The organism is Gemmatimonadota bacterium (assembly GCA_040388535.1).
In the GTDB taxonomy this organism is placed as follows: Bacteria; Gemmatimonadota; Gemmatimonadetes; order Gemmatimonadales; family GWC2-71-9; genus Palsa-1233.
In genome coordinates this window covers 1-13,737 of sequence record JAZKBR010000010.1, presented here as the reverse complement: position 1 = coordinate 13,737, position 13,737 = coordinate 1, and the positions used below count along the sequence as shown (strand labels likewise).

General features: G+C 65.0%; 16 protein-coding genes and 1 tRNA gene. 14 read left to right on the top strand and 3 right to left on the bottom strand.

Annotation, left to right across the window (positions count from 1 at the left end; translation table 11 throughout):
* Positions 1 to 241: 241 nt before the first annotated feature.
* The 5 genes from V4558_17075 to V4558_17055 are packed head-to-tail and all read left to right on the top strand — an operon-like array spanning position 242 to position 4,877.
* The gene (locus V4558_17075; GenBank protein MES2307215.1) at positions 242 to 1,552 is read left to right on the top strand and encodes a DUF512 domain-containing protein; all 1,311 of its coding nucleotides are present in this window, start codon (positions 242 to 244) and stop codon (positions 1,550 to 1,552) included.
* Positions 1,549 to 2,871 carry a ribosome biogenesis GTPase Der gene (der, locus tag V4558_17070; GenBank protein MES2307214.1) on the top strand — a complete coding sequence of 441 codons (1,323 nt, stop codon included), beginning with the start codon at positions 1,549 to 1,551 and terminating at the stop codon, positions 2,869 to 2,871. The genes V4558_17075 and der overlap by 4 nt, the downstream gene beginning before the upstream one ends.
* The gene (gene plsY / locus V4558_17065) at positions 2,868 to 3,488 is read left to right on the top strand and encodes a glycerol-3-phosphate 1-O-acyltransferase PlsY (GenBank protein MES2307213.1); all 621 of its coding nucleotides are present in this window, start codon (positions 2,868 to 2,870) and stop codon (positions 3,486 to 3,488) included. The genes der and plsY overlap by 4 nt, the downstream gene beginning before the upstream one ends.
* Positions 3,481 to 4,482 (top strand): NAD(P)H-dependent glycerol-3-phosphate dehydrogenase, encoded by a 1,002-nt coding sequence (locus V4558_17060; protein MES2307212.1) that lies wholly within the window; start codon positions 3,481 to 3,483, stop codon positions 4,480 to 4,482. Before plsY ends, V4558_17060 begins: the two co-directional genes overlap by 8 nt.
* Entirely contained in the window at positions 4,479 to 4,877 is a 399-nt protein-coding gene (locus V4558_17055) for a MerR family transcriptional regulator (protein MES2307211.1), read from the top strand. The genes V4558_17060 and V4558_17055 overlap by 4 nt, the downstream gene beginning before the upstream one ends.
* 11 nt (positions 4,878 to 4,888) lie before the next feature.
* On the opposite strand, the gene V4558_17050 is transcribed toward V4558_17055, so the two are convergent.
* Positions 4,889 to 5,908, bottom strand: coding sequence for a flippase-like domain-containing protein (locus V4558_17050; protein ID MES2307210.1), 1,020 nt, complete (start codon positions 5,906 to 5,908; stop codon positions 4,889 to 4,891).
* 68 nt (positions 5,909 to 5,976) lie between these two features.
* Between V4558_17050 and surE the strand changes: the two genes are divergently transcribed.
* The 9 genes from surE to V4558_17005 all read left to right on the top strand — a co-directional run bounded on the left by surE (position 5,977) and on the right by V4558_17005 (position 11,030).
* On the top strand, positions 5,977 to 6,726 hold the full coding sequence (surE, locus tag V4558_17045) for a 5'/3'-nucleotidase SurE (protein MES2307209.1): 750 nt from the start codon (positions 5,977 to 5,979) through the stop codon (positions 6,724 to 6,726).
* 4 nt (positions 6,727 to 6,730) lie between these two features.
* Positions 6,731 to 7,381 carry a protein-L-isoaspartate(D-aspartate) O-methyltransferase gene (locus tag V4558_17040; GenBank protein MES2307208.1) on the top strand — a complete coding sequence of 217 codons (651 nt, stop codon included), beginning with the start codon at positions 6,731 to 6,733 and terminating at the stop codon, positions 7,379 to 7,381.
* Positions 7,382 to 7,387: 6 nt separating this feature from the next.
* Positions 7,388 to 8,059, top strand: a complete 672-nt coding sequence (locus tag V4558_17035; protein MES2307207.1) for a DedA family protein — start codon at positions 7,388 to 7,390, stop codon at positions 8,057 to 8,059.
* A gap of 125 nt (positions 8,060 to 8,184) precedes the next feature.
* Positions 8,185 to 8,258: transfer RNA gene (locus V4558_17030), tRNA-Arg, on the top strand.
* 39 nt (positions 8,259 to 8,297) lie between these two features.
* The gene (locus V4558_17025; GenBank protein ID MES2307206.1) at positions 8,298 to 8,810 is read left to right on the top strand and encodes a hypothetical protein; all 513 of its coding nucleotides are present in this window, start codon (positions 8,298 to 8,300) and stop codon (positions 8,808 to 8,810) included.
* A gap of 137 nt (positions 8,811 to 8,947) precedes the next feature.
* Complete coding sequence (locus V4558_17020; protein MES2307205.1) at positions 8,948 to 9,304, top strand: hypothetical protein; 357 nt, start codon at positions 8,948 to 8,950, stop codon at positions 9,302 to 9,304.
* Positions 9,297 to 9,692, top strand: a complete 396-nt coding sequence (locus tag V4558_17015; GenBank protein ID MES2307204.1) for a DCC1-like thiol-disulfide oxidoreductase family protein — start codon at positions 9,297 to 9,299, stop codon at positions 9,690 to 9,692. The genes V4558_17020 and V4558_17015 overlap by 8 nt, the downstream gene beginning before the upstream one ends.
* Before the next feature lie 45 nt (positions 9,693 to 9,737).
* Positions 9,738 to 10,478, top strand: coding sequence for an intradiol ring-cleavage dioxygenase (locus V4558_17010; GenBank protein MES2307203.1), 741 nt, complete (start codon positions 9,738 to 9,740; stop codon positions 10,476 to 10,478).
* Positions 10,479 to 10,481: 3 nt separating this feature from the next.
* Positions 10,482 to 11,030 (top strand): hypothetical protein, encoded by a 549-nt coding sequence (locus V4558_17005; protein ID MES2307202.1) that lies wholly within the window; start codon positions 10,482 to 10,484, stop codon positions 11,028 to 11,030.
* Between the two features lie 14 nt (positions 11,031 to 11,044).
* Here the strand turns inward: V4558_17005 and V4558_17000 are convergent, their stop codons facing one another.
* Positions 11,045 to 13,480, bottom strand: coding sequence for a zinc-dependent metalloprotease (locus tag V4558_17000; GenBank protein MES2307201.1), 2,436 nt, complete (start codon positions 13,478 to 13,480; stop codon positions 11,045 to 11,047).
* 76 nt (positions 13,481 to 13,556) lie between these two features.
* Positions 13,557 to 13,737 (bottom strand): hypothetical protein (locus V4558_16995; protein ID MES2307200.1); only part of this gene is annotated, 181 nt, incomplete at its 5' end.

The following is a 13,737-nucleotide window of genomic DNA, read 5'->3' as shown; positions in this document are numbered from 1 at the left end:
GGGGACGGGGTGAGCGTGTTCCGCTCCACCCCGTCTCCCGCTTTTCAGGGATCGTTGCGTAGGGGACGGGGTGAGCGTGTTCCGCTCCACCCCGTCTCCCGCTTGGCCCAGTCATCGCCTCGCGGATCCTCCGCTCCCGGGGCGATCGGCGTTTCGACCCCCGCCTTCCCGAACGCCTCCGTGTGAACTCGCTTTAACTGTGAGCGGCTAACCCTTGATTTGGGGCCAACATAGCATCATATTGGCGTATGCGTCTTATGGTGTGGCAGCGATGATCAAGGTGACCAGCGTTCTCGACGATTCGATCGGCGAGGCGATTGGACTTATTCCGGGGACCGAACTGATCTCCGTCGGCGGGCGCGAGCTCGAAGATTTTCTCGACTGGGAATTTCTCACCGCCGATGAAGAGTTCTCACTGGTGTATCGCCTCCCGGGCGATGCCTCCGAATATGAAGTGGACGTCGAGCGTCCCGTCGAGGAACCGATGGGGGTCGCAGTCGAGCCGCCACGGATTCGGCGCTGCGCCAATCGCTGCGATTTCTGCTTCGTCGAAGGGAACCCCGACGGTCTCCGCGATGTCCTCTCGATTCGTGACGACGACTACCGGCTCTCGTTCCGCTACGGCAACTTCGCGACGCTCACCAACCTGAAGCAGCACGACACCGACCGGATCATCGAGTACCGGCTTTCGCCCCTCTACGTCTCGGTCCACGCAACCGACCCGGTGGTGCGTCGCTGGGTACTCAGAAATCCCCAGGCGGCCGAGATCATCCCGCAGCTGCGCCACTTCGCCGATCACGGGATCCAGTTTCACACCCAGATCGTGATGGCCCCCGGTATCAACGATGGCGAGGTCCTCCGCCAGACGTTGCGTGACCTCTACGATTTCGGACCCGACGTGCTCTCCGTCTCGGTGGTCCCGGTCGGCCTCACCGAGTTCTCGAAGCATCACCTCATTCGCGAACCGGACGACGTTGAGTGCAAGCGTGCCGTCGCCGCAGTCGAGGAGGCCGCCGCTCGCGCCCTGGCCGACCGGGGTGAGCCGTGGGCCTACGGTGCCGACGAGCTCTACCTGCGCGCCGGCGTCGAGCTGCCGCCGGCCGAGCTCTACGGCTCGTTCGACCAGGTCGAGAACGGCGTCGGGTCGGTCCGCTGGCTGCAGGAGCAGGTGCGCGAAGGGGCGCCCGATCTCCGCGGCTGGGCCGGGCGCCGCATCGCCGTGGTAACCGGCACCTCGATGGGGCCATTGATGCCGATGGTGCTCGAGCCCCTCGCCGAAGCGACCGGCGCCACCTTCGAGCTGCTGCAGGTCGAGAACGACCTCTTCGGCCCGCGCGTGACTACTGCCGGTCTCCTCCCCGGGCACGCGATGCGCGACGCCCTGCAGGGACTCACCGGCTTCGACCTCGCGCTCCTCCCGGGCGAGTGCGTGAATGACGATGGACTGTTTATCGATTCGCTAAGTGTTGCCGCCCTCTCGGCCGATGTGCCGATGCCGGTGCGCATCTCGAAAACCTTTGTTGATGCCTTGATGGAGCCACTCGCCGCATGAGTCGTCCTACTGTTGCACTTGTGGGGCGACCCAATGTCGGGAAGTCCACCCTCTTCAATCGTCTCTGCGGCGGCCGCGCGGCCATCGTCTCCGATCGTGCCGGTACCACGCGCGATCGTCACTTCGGCGAGGCCAACTGGATCGGCCGCGACTTCTGGGTCGTCGACACCGGCGGTCTCGTGTTCGACTCCGATGAAACGATGGACAAGGCGATCCGCGCCCAGGTCGAGCGCGCGGTCGAGCAGGCCGATGTGGTGCTGCTGCTCGTCGACAGCAAGGATGGCGTCAATCCCATCGACGAAGAGATTGCCCGGAAGCTGCGCACCTCCGGCCGCCCGGTGATTCTCGCCGTCAACAAGATCGACGAGATCGCCAGTCGCGACGATCGCCTCCCCTTCTACTCCCTCGGCCTCGGCGAGCCCTACGCCGTCTCGGCCGGCACGGGGAAGGGGAGTGGCGACCTCCTGGATGCCCTGGTAGCGCTCTTTCCCGAAGGCGACGCGGCCGAGGATGAGGAGCGGATCAAGGTGGCAGTGGTCGGTCGCCCGAACGCAGGGAAGTCGTCACTGGTGAACAAGTTGCTCGGCGAAGAGCGGCTGGTGGTCACGCCGATCGCCGGCACTACCCGCGACGCGATCGACTCGCACCTGAACTATCACGGCAAGACCCTCACCTTCATCGACACGGCCGGCCTGCGCCGCCACGCGAAGGTCCAGGACTCGCTCGAGTTCTATTCCAATATGCGGACCGAACGCGCGGTGCATCGCGCCGATGTCTGCGTGCTGGTCGTCGACGCCAAGCTCGGCCTCCACAATCAGGACCTCCGCATCGCGAATCAGGCCTGGGATCAGGGCTGTGCCCTCATCATCGTGGTGAACAAGTGGGACCTGATCGAAGAGAAGGACGCTAACACCGGCAAGCGCGGTGAAGAGATGCTGATCGAGAAGGCGCCGTTCCTCGAGAACGTCCCCTTCCTCTATGGTTCGGCGCTCACCGGTCAACGGGTGCACAAGCTCCTCGACATGGTGGTGGAAGTCGCGGAATCCCGGAAGCAGCGCGTTCCCACCGCCGAAGTGAACAAGGTCCTGCAGGAGTTGCTGCAGCGCGCTGCGCCGCCGCAGAAGATGGGTGAAGAGGTCAAGCTCCTCTTTGCAACCCAGATCGAGACGTCGCCGCCTACGATCGCCATCGTCAGCAATCGCCCCGATGATATCCCCGAGTCGTATCAGCGCTATCTCGCGCGCGGCTTCCGCAATGCCTGGGGCTTCAAGGGTGCGCCGTTGCGACTCAAGTTCAATCGCCGGGGCAGCCAGCGGTGATTGCGCGGATCCTTCTCGCGGTCGTTGCCTCCTATTTGCTGGGGGCAATCCCCACCTCCCTCTGGGTGGTGCGGGCCGTGAAAGGGATCGATCTGCGTAGCGTAGGTAGTGGCAACCTCGGCGCCACCAATCTCTACCGGTTGCTCGGATTCAAGTACGCCATTCCCGTCGGCATCTTCGATTCGCTGAAGGGCGCGATTCCCGTCGCCTTCTTCGGGCCCTGGGCGGGGCTCGGCGTCGTGGGCTCACTACTGCTTGGCGTGGTCGCCGTGATCGGTCATGCCTTCTCGGTATTCGCAGGCTTCAAGGGCGGCAAGGGCGTTGCCACCGGTAGCGGCATCGTACTCGGTCTCGCGCCGTGGGCGTTTCTTGTGACGCTCGCGGTCTGGGCGATTACCGTGAAGCTTTCGGGCTATGTCTCGCTCGGCAGCATCCTTGCGGCCGCGGCGCTCCCGTCGGCGGTGTGGATTCTCCACCCGGATCGTCATGACATCGTCTGGTGGCTTGCCGCGCTCTCCGCAACGATCATCTGGCTGCATCGCGCCAACATCCGGCGCCTGATCAATGGCACCGAGAACCGCTTCGGCAACCGCGACGAGGCGCAACACCATGGCTAGTGACGTCGCGGTCCTGGGAGCTGGCTCCTGGGGCACTGCGCTGGCTGACCTGCTGGCTCGCAAGGGATGCAATGTCCGGCTCTGGGCATTTGAGCACGAAGTCACCGACGCCATCAACACGTCTCACGAGAATACGCTTTTCTTTCCCGGCCATTCGCTCGACCCGCGCCTCACGGCGAGCAGCTCACTTGCAGAAGTCGTTGCCGGCGCACCGGTGATCTGCTCGGTGGTGCCGAGCCACGTGTCGCGGACGGTCTGGTCGCAGGCGGTCTCGCACCTTGCTCCCGGCGCCCGCGTGATCTGCGCGACCAAGGGTCTCGAGCCAGATTCGCTGGCACTGATGCGTGATGTCGCGGAGCAGGTGCTACCGGAGCATGCCTTCGTTGCGCTCTCGGGGCCGAGCTTCGCGCACGAGGTCTTCCAGTCGCAGCCGACCGCGATCGTGGCGGCGTCGGAGGACGAGCGTGCCGCGACCGAGACACAGCAGCTCTTCTCGACCAGCTATTTCCGGGTGTATACCGCCGACGATGTGATCGGCGTCGAGCTCGCCGGCTCGCTGAAGAACAGCATCGCGATTGCTGCGGGCGTGCTCGAAGGGCTCGGCCTCGGCAACAACCCGCGCGCCGCACTGCTCACGCGTGGGCTCGCCGAGATCACCCGGCTTGGTGTCGCGATGGGCGCGCATCCTGAGACGTTCGGGGGGCTGGCCGGCATGGGCGACCTGATCCTGACCTGCACCGGCGCGCTGTCGCGGAATCGGCAACTCGGCATGCTGCTGGCAGAGGGAACAACGCTTGCCGACTACCGTGCCAGCCATCGCACGGTCGCGGAAGGGGTCAACACGGCGATGGCGGCATCGCGACTGGCCGATCTGCACGGCGTCGACATGCCGATCACGCGTCAGGTGGCAGCGATACTGTTCGATGGTGCCTCGCCCCGCGAGAGCATCCAGCAACTCATGGGACGGACCCTCAAGGCGGAACGATGGGGATGACCCTGCCACATCCGATTCAGCAATTCTTCTCGATCGGCGAGGTCTGTGCGCTCACCGATCTCAAGCCGCATGTGCTTCGCTATTGGGAAAGTCAGTTCCGCTTTCTCAATCCGGCGAAGAATCGCTCCGGCAACCGCGTCTACAAGTCGCGCGAAGTCGAGCTGATCATGCTGGTGAAGCATCTGCTCTACACCGAGAAGTTCACCATCGAGGGCGCCCGTCAGCGACTCGACCATTTCCGGCGCACCGGTGAGCTCAAGCAGGCGGCCCGCGATGCGATGCGCTATGAGACCGTGCGCGAAGTGCGCGATGAGATCGCCGATGTGCTGGCGCTGCTCGATGGGCGGGAACCGGCGATTCGAGCCGAGGTCGAGGCCGACAAAGCCGGGGCGTAGCGAGTCTCGCGTCAGGCCCGAGCGTGTCGATCGTTGCGTTCGAGCAGAAGGCCGCACGCGAGGCCGATCGCCAGCCAGCACAACTCGCGTACCCGGCTCAGCAGCGCCGCGGACACACCCAGAGCGGGATCCATTCCCAGCACCCCGAAAATCGCGAAGCCGCCACCTTCCTTCGTCCCCATCTCGAACGGGATGAAGATCAGCAGGTTGGTGATCAACGAAGACATGTTCGCGACCACGAAGCCGTGCCAGAGCGACTGGCTCAGGCCGAGCGCGTTGAGGATCAGCGCATACTCGAGGGTCGAAAGGATCCGGCCCATGGTCTCGATCGCGAGTGCCCGCTGAAAATGCCATGGTGCCTGGCGATGAATGGCGGTGAGTTCTCGATCGAGTTCCTGCAGGGTGACGCGATGGCGCTCGAGCCGCGTCGCGAGCGGCCGAAGCAACCGCACCTTTCCGAGCGTGGCGACTCCCTTCTCGAAGACCCCGCGGCGATGCTGCGAGAGCAGGAACGAGGCGATCAGAAGCAGGACGATGGCGACGACGGCGAGGGTGCAAAGAACGAGCGGCGTGTGGGGCAGGAGGATCGCCGCTGGAACGATGGCGAGCAGGAAAACGAGAATGTGCGCGAGAGCGTGCAGGAAGCGGAAGCCGACCACCGACCCGACCGCGCACGAACGGCCGAGATATTTAGTAGCGCCGGCCACGCGGAACGGCTCGCCACCCATCGCGAGAAAGGGCGTCGCAAAGTTCAGTGCGAACGCATTGACGGAGAGCAGGAAGGCGCGCGCGAAGGTGAATTCGGCCGGGCGGTTCGGGACCAGGAGTTGCCACGCCCGGGCGTTGCAGGCGTACACCACGCCCCAGAGTGCCACGACGGGAAGGAGGACCCATCCCGCGCGCTTGATCGACGAGAGCAGGAGCTCGAGCCCCGCGTGCCGCACCAGCACGACAAGGATCACCAGCCCTAGCGCAAAAGCGCCGAGCCGGATCAGTCTGCCCTTGCGGCCGTCCGGTGGGGGAGGAACCACGCGCACTCCGGGTGAATAGGGTCGTCCAGTCGATCGAAAGGTACCCGCGCCCCACTATCTTTCCGCGTATGCATATCCTTGTGGCCAACGACGACGGCATTCTCTCCCCCGGACTGCAGGTGCTCGCCGTGGCGTGTCAGGCGGTCGGGCAGGTCACCGTGGTGGCCCCCGACCGCGAGCAGAGCGCCCAGTCGCACGCGCTCACGATGACCCGCCCGCTGCGCCCAGTCATCCGCCCCGATGGCAGCTGGCAGGTGGATGGCACGCCTACCGATTGCGTGCTGCTGGCGCTCGAATCGCTGATGCCGGAACAGCCTGCCTTCGTCTTCAGCGGCATCAATCACGGCCCCAACATGGGTGAGGATGTGTTGTACTCGGGGACCGTCTCCGCCGCGATGGAAGCGGTTGTGCTGGGCATCCCGGGCATCGCGTTCTCGTTCGCGTCGCGCCGCGATGACCTGCTTGCCGGCTATGCGCCACTGGTCACGCGACTGGTCAAGCGCATCACCTCGCTGAAAGAGTTCCCCGCCAACACCTTGCTGAACATCAACCTTCCCGGCATTCCCGCCGACGAGGTGAAGGGTGTCCGTGTGGCTCGCCTCGGATCGCGGGTCTTCTCCGAGTCGGTCGCCAAGACCAAGGATCCCTGGGGGCGCGAGGTCTACTGGATCGGCGGGGGCAAGATCACCTGGTCCGGCGCCGAGGACACCGATCAGAGCGCGGTGGCGGCGGGATATGTCTCGATCACCCCGCTCCAGATGGACCTCACGAACCACAAGCTCCTCGACACGGTCCGGGCATGGCAGCTCGAGGATTGACCGGTTGAGCGACGGTTTCGTCGGCTATCGATCGCAGCTGGTCGAGGCGTTGCAGCTCAAGGGCGTGCACGATATGGCCGTGCTCCGGGCCGTCGCCACGATCCCGCGCCACCTCTTTGTGCCCGAGCTCCTGCGCCATCAGGCCTACGAAGACGCCGCACTCCCGATTGGCAACGGCCAGACCATCTCGCAGCCTTATGTGCAGGCACGTTCCTGTGAACTCCTGCGACTGAGCGGGCGCGAGCGGGTGCTCGAGATCGGCACCGGCTCCGGCTACCAGACCGCGCTGCTCTCGATGCTCACGGAATCGGTCTTCTCGATCGAGCGGATTCCCGAACTGGCCCGGCGCGCGCACGAAGTCCTGCGCACCATCGGCTGCGCCAACGTCTCGGTGATGCACGCCGATGGCACCCTCGGCTGGCGCCCGGACGCCCCGTATCAGGGGATCATCGTCGCCGCGGCCTCACCATCGATCCCCAAGACGCTGATCGAACAGCTCTCGCCGGGCGGCCGGATGGTGATTCCGGTCGGTACCCTCGAGCAGCAGGAGCTGGTGCTGGTGACCCGCCACCTCGAAGGGGAGGGGTGGGATCAGGTCGCGGTCCACGACGTCCGGTTTGTTCCGCTGCTCGGCGAATTCGGCTTCACGGCATAGGCGGCTATGGATCTCCTGCGGCAGTTCGTCGACCTCTTCCTGCATCTCGACAAGCATCTCGCCGAGCTGATCCGGAACTATGGCATCTGGACCTACGCCATCCTCTTCCTGATCATCTTCTGCGAGACCGGGCTGGTCGTCCTCCCCCTGCTGCCGGGGGACTCCCTCCTCTTCGCGGCCGGCACCTTCGCGGCCCTGGGCGACCTGAACCCCTGGCTCCTCACCGGGCTGCTGATCGTGGCTGCGGTCCTCGGCGACACTCTCAATTACTGGATTGGGAAGAAGACCGGCAACAAGGCGTTCACCGGCGAGGCGAAATTCTTCAAGCGGGAGTACCTCGAGCGGACCCGGGGGTACTTCGAGAAGTACGGCGGCCGGACCATCATCCTGGCCCGGTTCGTCCCGATCATCCGGACCTTCGCGCCATTCGTGGCTGGGGTAGGGGAGATGGCCTATGGCAGGTTCCTGGCCTATAACCTGGTGGGCGGGGTGGCCTGGGTCTCCCTCTTTGTCTGGCTCGGCTACGGCTTCGGGAACATCCCGGCGGTGAAGGAGCGCTTCACCCTGGTGATTTTCGGGATCATCGCCGTGAGCGTCCTGCCGATCGCAATCGAGGTGGTCAAGGGCTGGATGGCGCGTCGGCGAGAAAGCGCTTCAAGTAATTCTCAACCGCGCTAACTCGCTGGTGGTGCTGCGCTTGCGCAGCACCGGTTCATCTTTTGCTTTAGGCTGTTGTCGTTTTTGGGTCGCGTCATTCTCAACTAGCTTTCCGGCCTCAAAAGGCTGATAATGTGGTTCAAGTTGCCCTCGTAGCTCAGGTGGATAGAGCACCGGTTTCCTAAACTGGGGGTCGCGCGTTCGAATCGCGCCGAGGGTATTTCCCGAACAAATTGGAGATCGACCTTTGCCCCACGGGGTGTGGGCACTCATTCTGGCGGCCCTCTTTGTTGGAGGGAGCTGGCGTGCCGTCGCTGGTCGCCGGGGGCCGAAGAATTGGTGGGTCCGCGGTGGGTTTCTGCTGGGGGCCGCGCTGCTCTTCCCAGTCCTGATCCGTGAGATACTGATCGGGAGGACCGGACCGACCCGGGCGGGTGAGGCGCTTGTTGGGGCGATTGGATTCTTGCTCTTGCTGGGGGCGAGGGCATTCGCCACCGAACGGAAACGGGCTGTTCGCGAGAGGCTAAGGCTCGTCGAACTCGATATCGACTCCGGTGGCATCGACGAAAACCTCAAATGGGTCCGCGAGCAGGTGACGGAGCGGCTTACTGCCGAGGACTGGCGGGGCGTGCTCCCGCTCGTTGCTGATGGCTGGAACGGCGGCTTCGCGTGGCTCACGCCGGAGTTTGTGCGTGGGCAGTTAGCGAAGACGTTGCCCGCGGCTGGCGAGACCCAGCGGCACGTGCCTCCCTCGCCACAGGGAGACTTGTGACCATCAACGGTCTTGGCACGCTAGTGGTCGTGGCCGTTCTCGTATGGCGTGGCGCGCATGGGCTCTATGGCCGATCGGCCCCTCGGCATTGGCCGTCAAGGCTACTGAGACTCGCCGGTATGGGGATCATCTGTCCAATGCTCGTTTACGATGTCTTCGTCGGGATCGATATCTCGCGTTACCCTGATGAACTCGCGGCAGGCATTCTTGGCATTGGACTGTGGCTGCTCGGTTGGGCCTGGGCCGCCGAACGGCGATGGGAAGTTCGTCTGAACCTCTTCGGTCCGGATGCCAATATCGATTCCACCACCATCGCTGAAAACCCCAACTGGGTTCGCGAGCAGGTATTGGGGCGGGTGATGGAGACACGCTGGGAATTGCTCTTGCCCCTGGTCGACGCGGGCTGGAACGGCGGCTTTGCCTGGCTCACCCCGGAACTGGTCCGCGAGCAGATCGCCAAAAGGCCGGCCCTCCCGGATGACACGAGTGCCTGATGGGCCAATCCTCTTCTACGATGGCGAGTGCGGCCTCTGCCATGCCTCGGTCCGCTGGTGTCTGCGCCATGACCGCGGTGGCATCATGTCGTACGCACCATTGTACGGACCGACCTTCCATGCGTTGGTCCGTGAACCGTTGCCGACGGTCGAGACCGTCGTGCTCTCCGACGGTACGGGAATCCACGTCGGGAGCGACGCCGTCATTCGTACCCTTGGGCATCTCGGCGGCCGCTGGGCCTTCGCAGGAAAGCTCCTCAAGGCGATCCCCCGGCCGCTCCGGGAAACGGGCTATCGGTTCGTCGCCCGCCACCGGCGGCAGTGGTTTGGCGGCGCCGAGCGCTGCCCGCTTCCGGATGTGACAGTGCGCGAGCGCTTACTGCCCTGACCCCGCTCCGCTAAGCTTCGCCATCCTTCCAGCAAGTCAGGCCGGATGTCCACCAGCGACGATGCGCCCATCGGTCAGATCCTTACGCGACGTGACGTCCTCGCGTCGTTTGGGGCGGCCGGCGCCGCGCTACTGACCCTGAATGCGTCACGGCCCGCGGTGGAGCCGACCCCCGCGGCGGTCTGCGTCGTGCGGCCCGCACAGGTGGAAGGCCCCTACTTCGTCGACGAAAAACTCGAACGCAGCGACATTCGCTCCGACCCGACGACCAGAGTCCTCTCGCCAGGCGCACCGCTGCTGCTCGGCTTCCGGGTGTCGCGGCTGGTGCGCGGCCTCTGCGCACCACTCAGTGGTGCCACGGTCGACGTCTGGCACTGCGACGCACTCGGGGTCTATTCCGATGAGCGTGATCAGGACGCTCGCTTCGATTCACGCGGAAAGAAGTTTCTGCGCGGCTACCAGACGACCAACCGAGCTGGAGTCGTGCGATTCGTCACGATCTATCCGGGCTGGTACGAGGGGCGGGCGGTGCACATCCATTTCAAGATTCGTACGGCGGGTAGCTCCGGGAAACATCACGACTTCACTTCACAGCTCTATTTCAACGACACGCTCTCCGATCGCGTTCACGCGCGTGCACCGTACGCCACGAAAGGGAAGGGGCGCCTCCCTAATGCGGCCGACGATATCTTTCGCGATCAGCACGGTGAGGAGTTGGTGCTGAATGCCACGCGACGGGGCGGCGGGTACTCAGCCCTCTTCGACATTGCCGTGGCGCTGGACTGAGCCGTGAACACCCGGGGCATGCGGCGTATCGGTTCACTGCTCGGCGCACTGGCGACGCTGCTTGGCGCCCAACTGCGCGCGCAGGCCTCGGCGTTGCCAGTGGCCTCTGCCACGTGGGACTCCACCGGCATCGCGGTGATCTTTCCGCGCGAGTTTTCCCCCGACCGGATCTCTCGCGACACCACCGTCGGTGATGCCTTCTCGGGGTATGAATGGCGGGTCATTCTGATTGGCGAGCGGGAAGTCTACCTGTCGGCCCTCGTCGTCGCCCCCGATGCTGACCTGCATATCACACGGATCAGCACTATCGCCGATGCCTACCGGCTCGGCGACCTGCGGCGCTGCGTACGCGATGACATCACGCTCGCGTGCGCGCGCCCCGCGCGCGGCTGGGTGCGCGACGCCGAAGGCCGTGTCGAGATCGGTATCGCCGATTTCCGCTGGCTCTCCCTCGCGGCACGCTCGGCGCACCCACGACTGCGACTCGTGGTGCGCCGGGCGCGACAGGAACTCTGGTCAGACGATGTGCCGCTGGTGTTCGCCGAGCATTGAAGCGCCGGGGACGATCACTCCGGCCAGGCATCCTCGCCGAACGGATCGCCCGGAGGCGGACGCAACGCGGGTGAGGGCGCCGGAAGTTCCCGACGCGTCTGCCACCTCGTGATGTCCCCCGCAATGCCGCGCCAATGCGCGCGCACTGCATCATTCGTTGTTGCCACCTGACTCCCTGCACGCCGCCCGAGTGCTTCGAGCTTCAAGTCGACCAGATCCCGCACTTCCTGCGTCGCGTCCTTGTCGGCCGCGAGTGCGAGCAGGCGGTCGACCACTGCACGCTGCGTTCCGCGACCGATTGCCGCGAGAGCTGGCGAGCCTGCCGGTGCTGGCAGGGTGAGAAGCCGATCAATGACTTCACCGAGCGTGAGTGCGTGAGGGTCGTGCAGCGAAGCCGCGACGAGGCGTGCCGCGCGTTCTCGCTGCAGGATCGCGTCGATCGTCATCTGCGCGAGGGTCCGCGCCGCGCCGAGCTCATCGAAGGTGGGCCGAGTGCGGGTGCGGAAGAGTTCCACGTTGTCGCCCCACCCGGGAATGCGCGGCCCGAGCAGGGTGAGGATCGTGTCAGGAATCGCCAATTCCGTCGGCGCGAGTGTCGCGAGCAGCTGATCGAGCGCGGCGCGCTGACGCGCTGCCGGAACCACGCGACTCACCTGCTGGCCATCGCCCTTCACGGCGAACTGATACTCCACGCCACCGAGCACCTTGGCCGTTGCATTGACGGCGAAGCGAGGCCAGAAGTAGAGCACCACGAACCGCTCCTGCAGTGTCGTGATCGGCTCTCCCGCGCGGATATTCCCGAGACCGAAGCGCGACATCGCGAAGCGGCGTACCGCCGTCTGGTTGCGCAGGAATTCCTCGGCCGTGCTGCCGTCGTCCCAGAGGTTCACTCGAGGATCGCTGGCGTAGTCGGGGCGCGCGTCGCCATCGGAGAGAAAGAGCATCCCGCGTCGGAGGCCGTCGGCCACGATTGCGCGCAGCGAATCGGCCTCGCTGGCCGGCGGGAAGATTCCGTAGCCCCAGTGAATCGCCCAGATATCGAACTCACCAGGGCCAGTGGCGTAGGCGCCGGAGAGGTCGATGCGACCGTTGTTCATCCGTACGCGGGGCGCCGGGTAATCCATCACCGAGCCACGTTCATACGTCGACGCGATGTAATTATGGCCGAGGCCCAGGGTGTGTCCGATTTCGTGGGCAGTCACCTGACGCACTCGAGCCAGCACGAACGCGGTGTCCGCGGGCGAGGGATCGGCCCCCATCAATGCTGCGTAGATGTTGTAGTCGGTACGCGCGCGGTGCGAGTCGAGGCGCGCCATCGCCTTGATCATTTCACCCGTACGTGGGTCAATGATGGCGCCGCCAATGCTCCAGCCGCGCTCGTTGCGATTCTCCCACTGCACCACGTTGTAGCGGGCATCCATCGGGTCGGCTCCAGCCGGAAGCCACTCGACCCGGAAGCCGCCGCCGAGTCCCGCACGATTGAAGGCCTCCTCCCAGAACTTGGCGCCCTGCCACATCGCTGACTTTACCGGCTCCGGGATCCCGGGGTCGAGGTAATACACCAGCGGCTGGACAATCGGCGACGAGGGGTCGTTCGGGTCGCGCCGCTGCAACCGGTGACGCTGTGCCCATCGCTGCGTCAGGTCACTCTGTATCGGCTGGAAGTAGTCCTTGAAGTCGAGCGAGAAGAATCCGGTGCGCGGGTCATAGACGCGTGGCCGATAGCTCGCATCCGGAAGCGGGAGGAGCGAGAGATGTTGTCGCAGGGTGAAGGCGTGGCCATCGGGGACGATGCTCTCCACCGTGCGACCCGGTGCGCCCTGCGTCGCAAAGGTGAGCGACACGTCGATTTCGCTGTTAGCGGGGAAGGCCTTGGTGAAGGGCGCGTAGACTCGCGAGCGATCACGCGCGACGCTGTAGTTCCCCTCATTGCTGCGCTGCAGCGTGCCGGCGACATCGTTCCAGTCGCGCAGCACGAACTCAGTGGCATCGACCAGCAGTCGGTCGCCCTCTTCCACGAGAATCGGCAGCGTCGCGCTGGTGGTGGAGGGGAAGGCCTCAAGTACCGTGCGAAGATGCAACGAGTCACCGCTTGATCGGTAATTCCAGTTCTCGAAGATGACCTGGACGCCATTTCCAGCACGCTCGAAGCGGACCACGAACGACGACCCCCCGCTCCCTCGATCGAGCCCGATCGGGTTTGACCCGAGGCCAGTGGCAAGCGTGCCGAACATCAGCCCACGCAGGCCGCCCTTGGGTAGTTCCAGCCAGATCGCGCCGGTCGATTCGTTGAGGAAGATCGGAATGAAGCCATCGCGACGCGCCAAGCCCGCCGTCCGGGTCGCGATCGTCGTCGCGGCCGGAGCGGCGGGCGGTGGTGGCGGCTGCTGCGCGGCAAGAGGCGCAGCGATAAGCACGAACAACGGCGTGGCGAACAGGCGGCGCGGCATGAGCATCCTTCGGACGGGGTGGGATCCCGCCGAATGTGCTGCCGTCCCATCTGCTCGGCAAGCGTCGGTATGCAACTCAGACCTTGGCGCGGCTCCCCTTCACCGGGGAAGGCTCCGACGGACCGGCCATCGAGCTGAGTTCGGGCGGCAGTTGGCGAACCATGGTGCCGGTGAGATCGTCGCCATTCGCCTGGATATTCCAGGTGGTGGTTACCGTAATCGCCTTGTCTTCGCCATTGATGCTCATGTGGCCATCG

Bases quoted from the DNA above. Each gene is read 5' to 3' on its own strand.
- V4558_17035 (MES2307207.1), top strand. From the start codon at position 7,388: ATGGATCTCCTGCGGCAGTTCGTCGACCTCTTCCTGCATCTCGACAAG.
- V4558_17020 (MES2307205.1), top strand. From the start codon at position 8,948: ATGCTCGTTTACGATGTCTTCGTCGGGATCGATATCTCGCGTTACCCT.
- der (MES2307214.1), top strand. From the start codon at position 1,549: ATGAGTCGTCCTACTGTTGCACTTGTGGGGCGACCCAATGTCGGGAAG.
- surE (MES2307209.1), top strand. From the start codon at position 5,977: ATGCATATCCTTGTGGCCAACGACGACGGCATTCTCTCCCCCGGACTG.
- V4558_17055 (MES2307211.1), top strand. From the start codon at position 4,479: ATGACCCTGCCACATCCGATTCAGCAATTCTTCTCGATCGGCGAGGTC.
- V4558_17000 (MES2307201.1), bottom strand. From the start codon at position 13,480: ATGCCGCGCCGCCTGTTCGCCACGCCGTTGTTCGTGCTTATCGCTGCG.
- V4558_17060 (MES2307212.1), top strand. From the start codon at position 3,481: ATGGCTAGTGACGTCGCGGTCCTGGGAGCTGGCTCCTGGGGCACTGCG.
- V4558_17010 (MES2307203.1), top strand. From the start codon at position 9,738: ATGTCCACCAGCGACGATGCGCCCATCGGTCAGATCCTTACGCGACGT.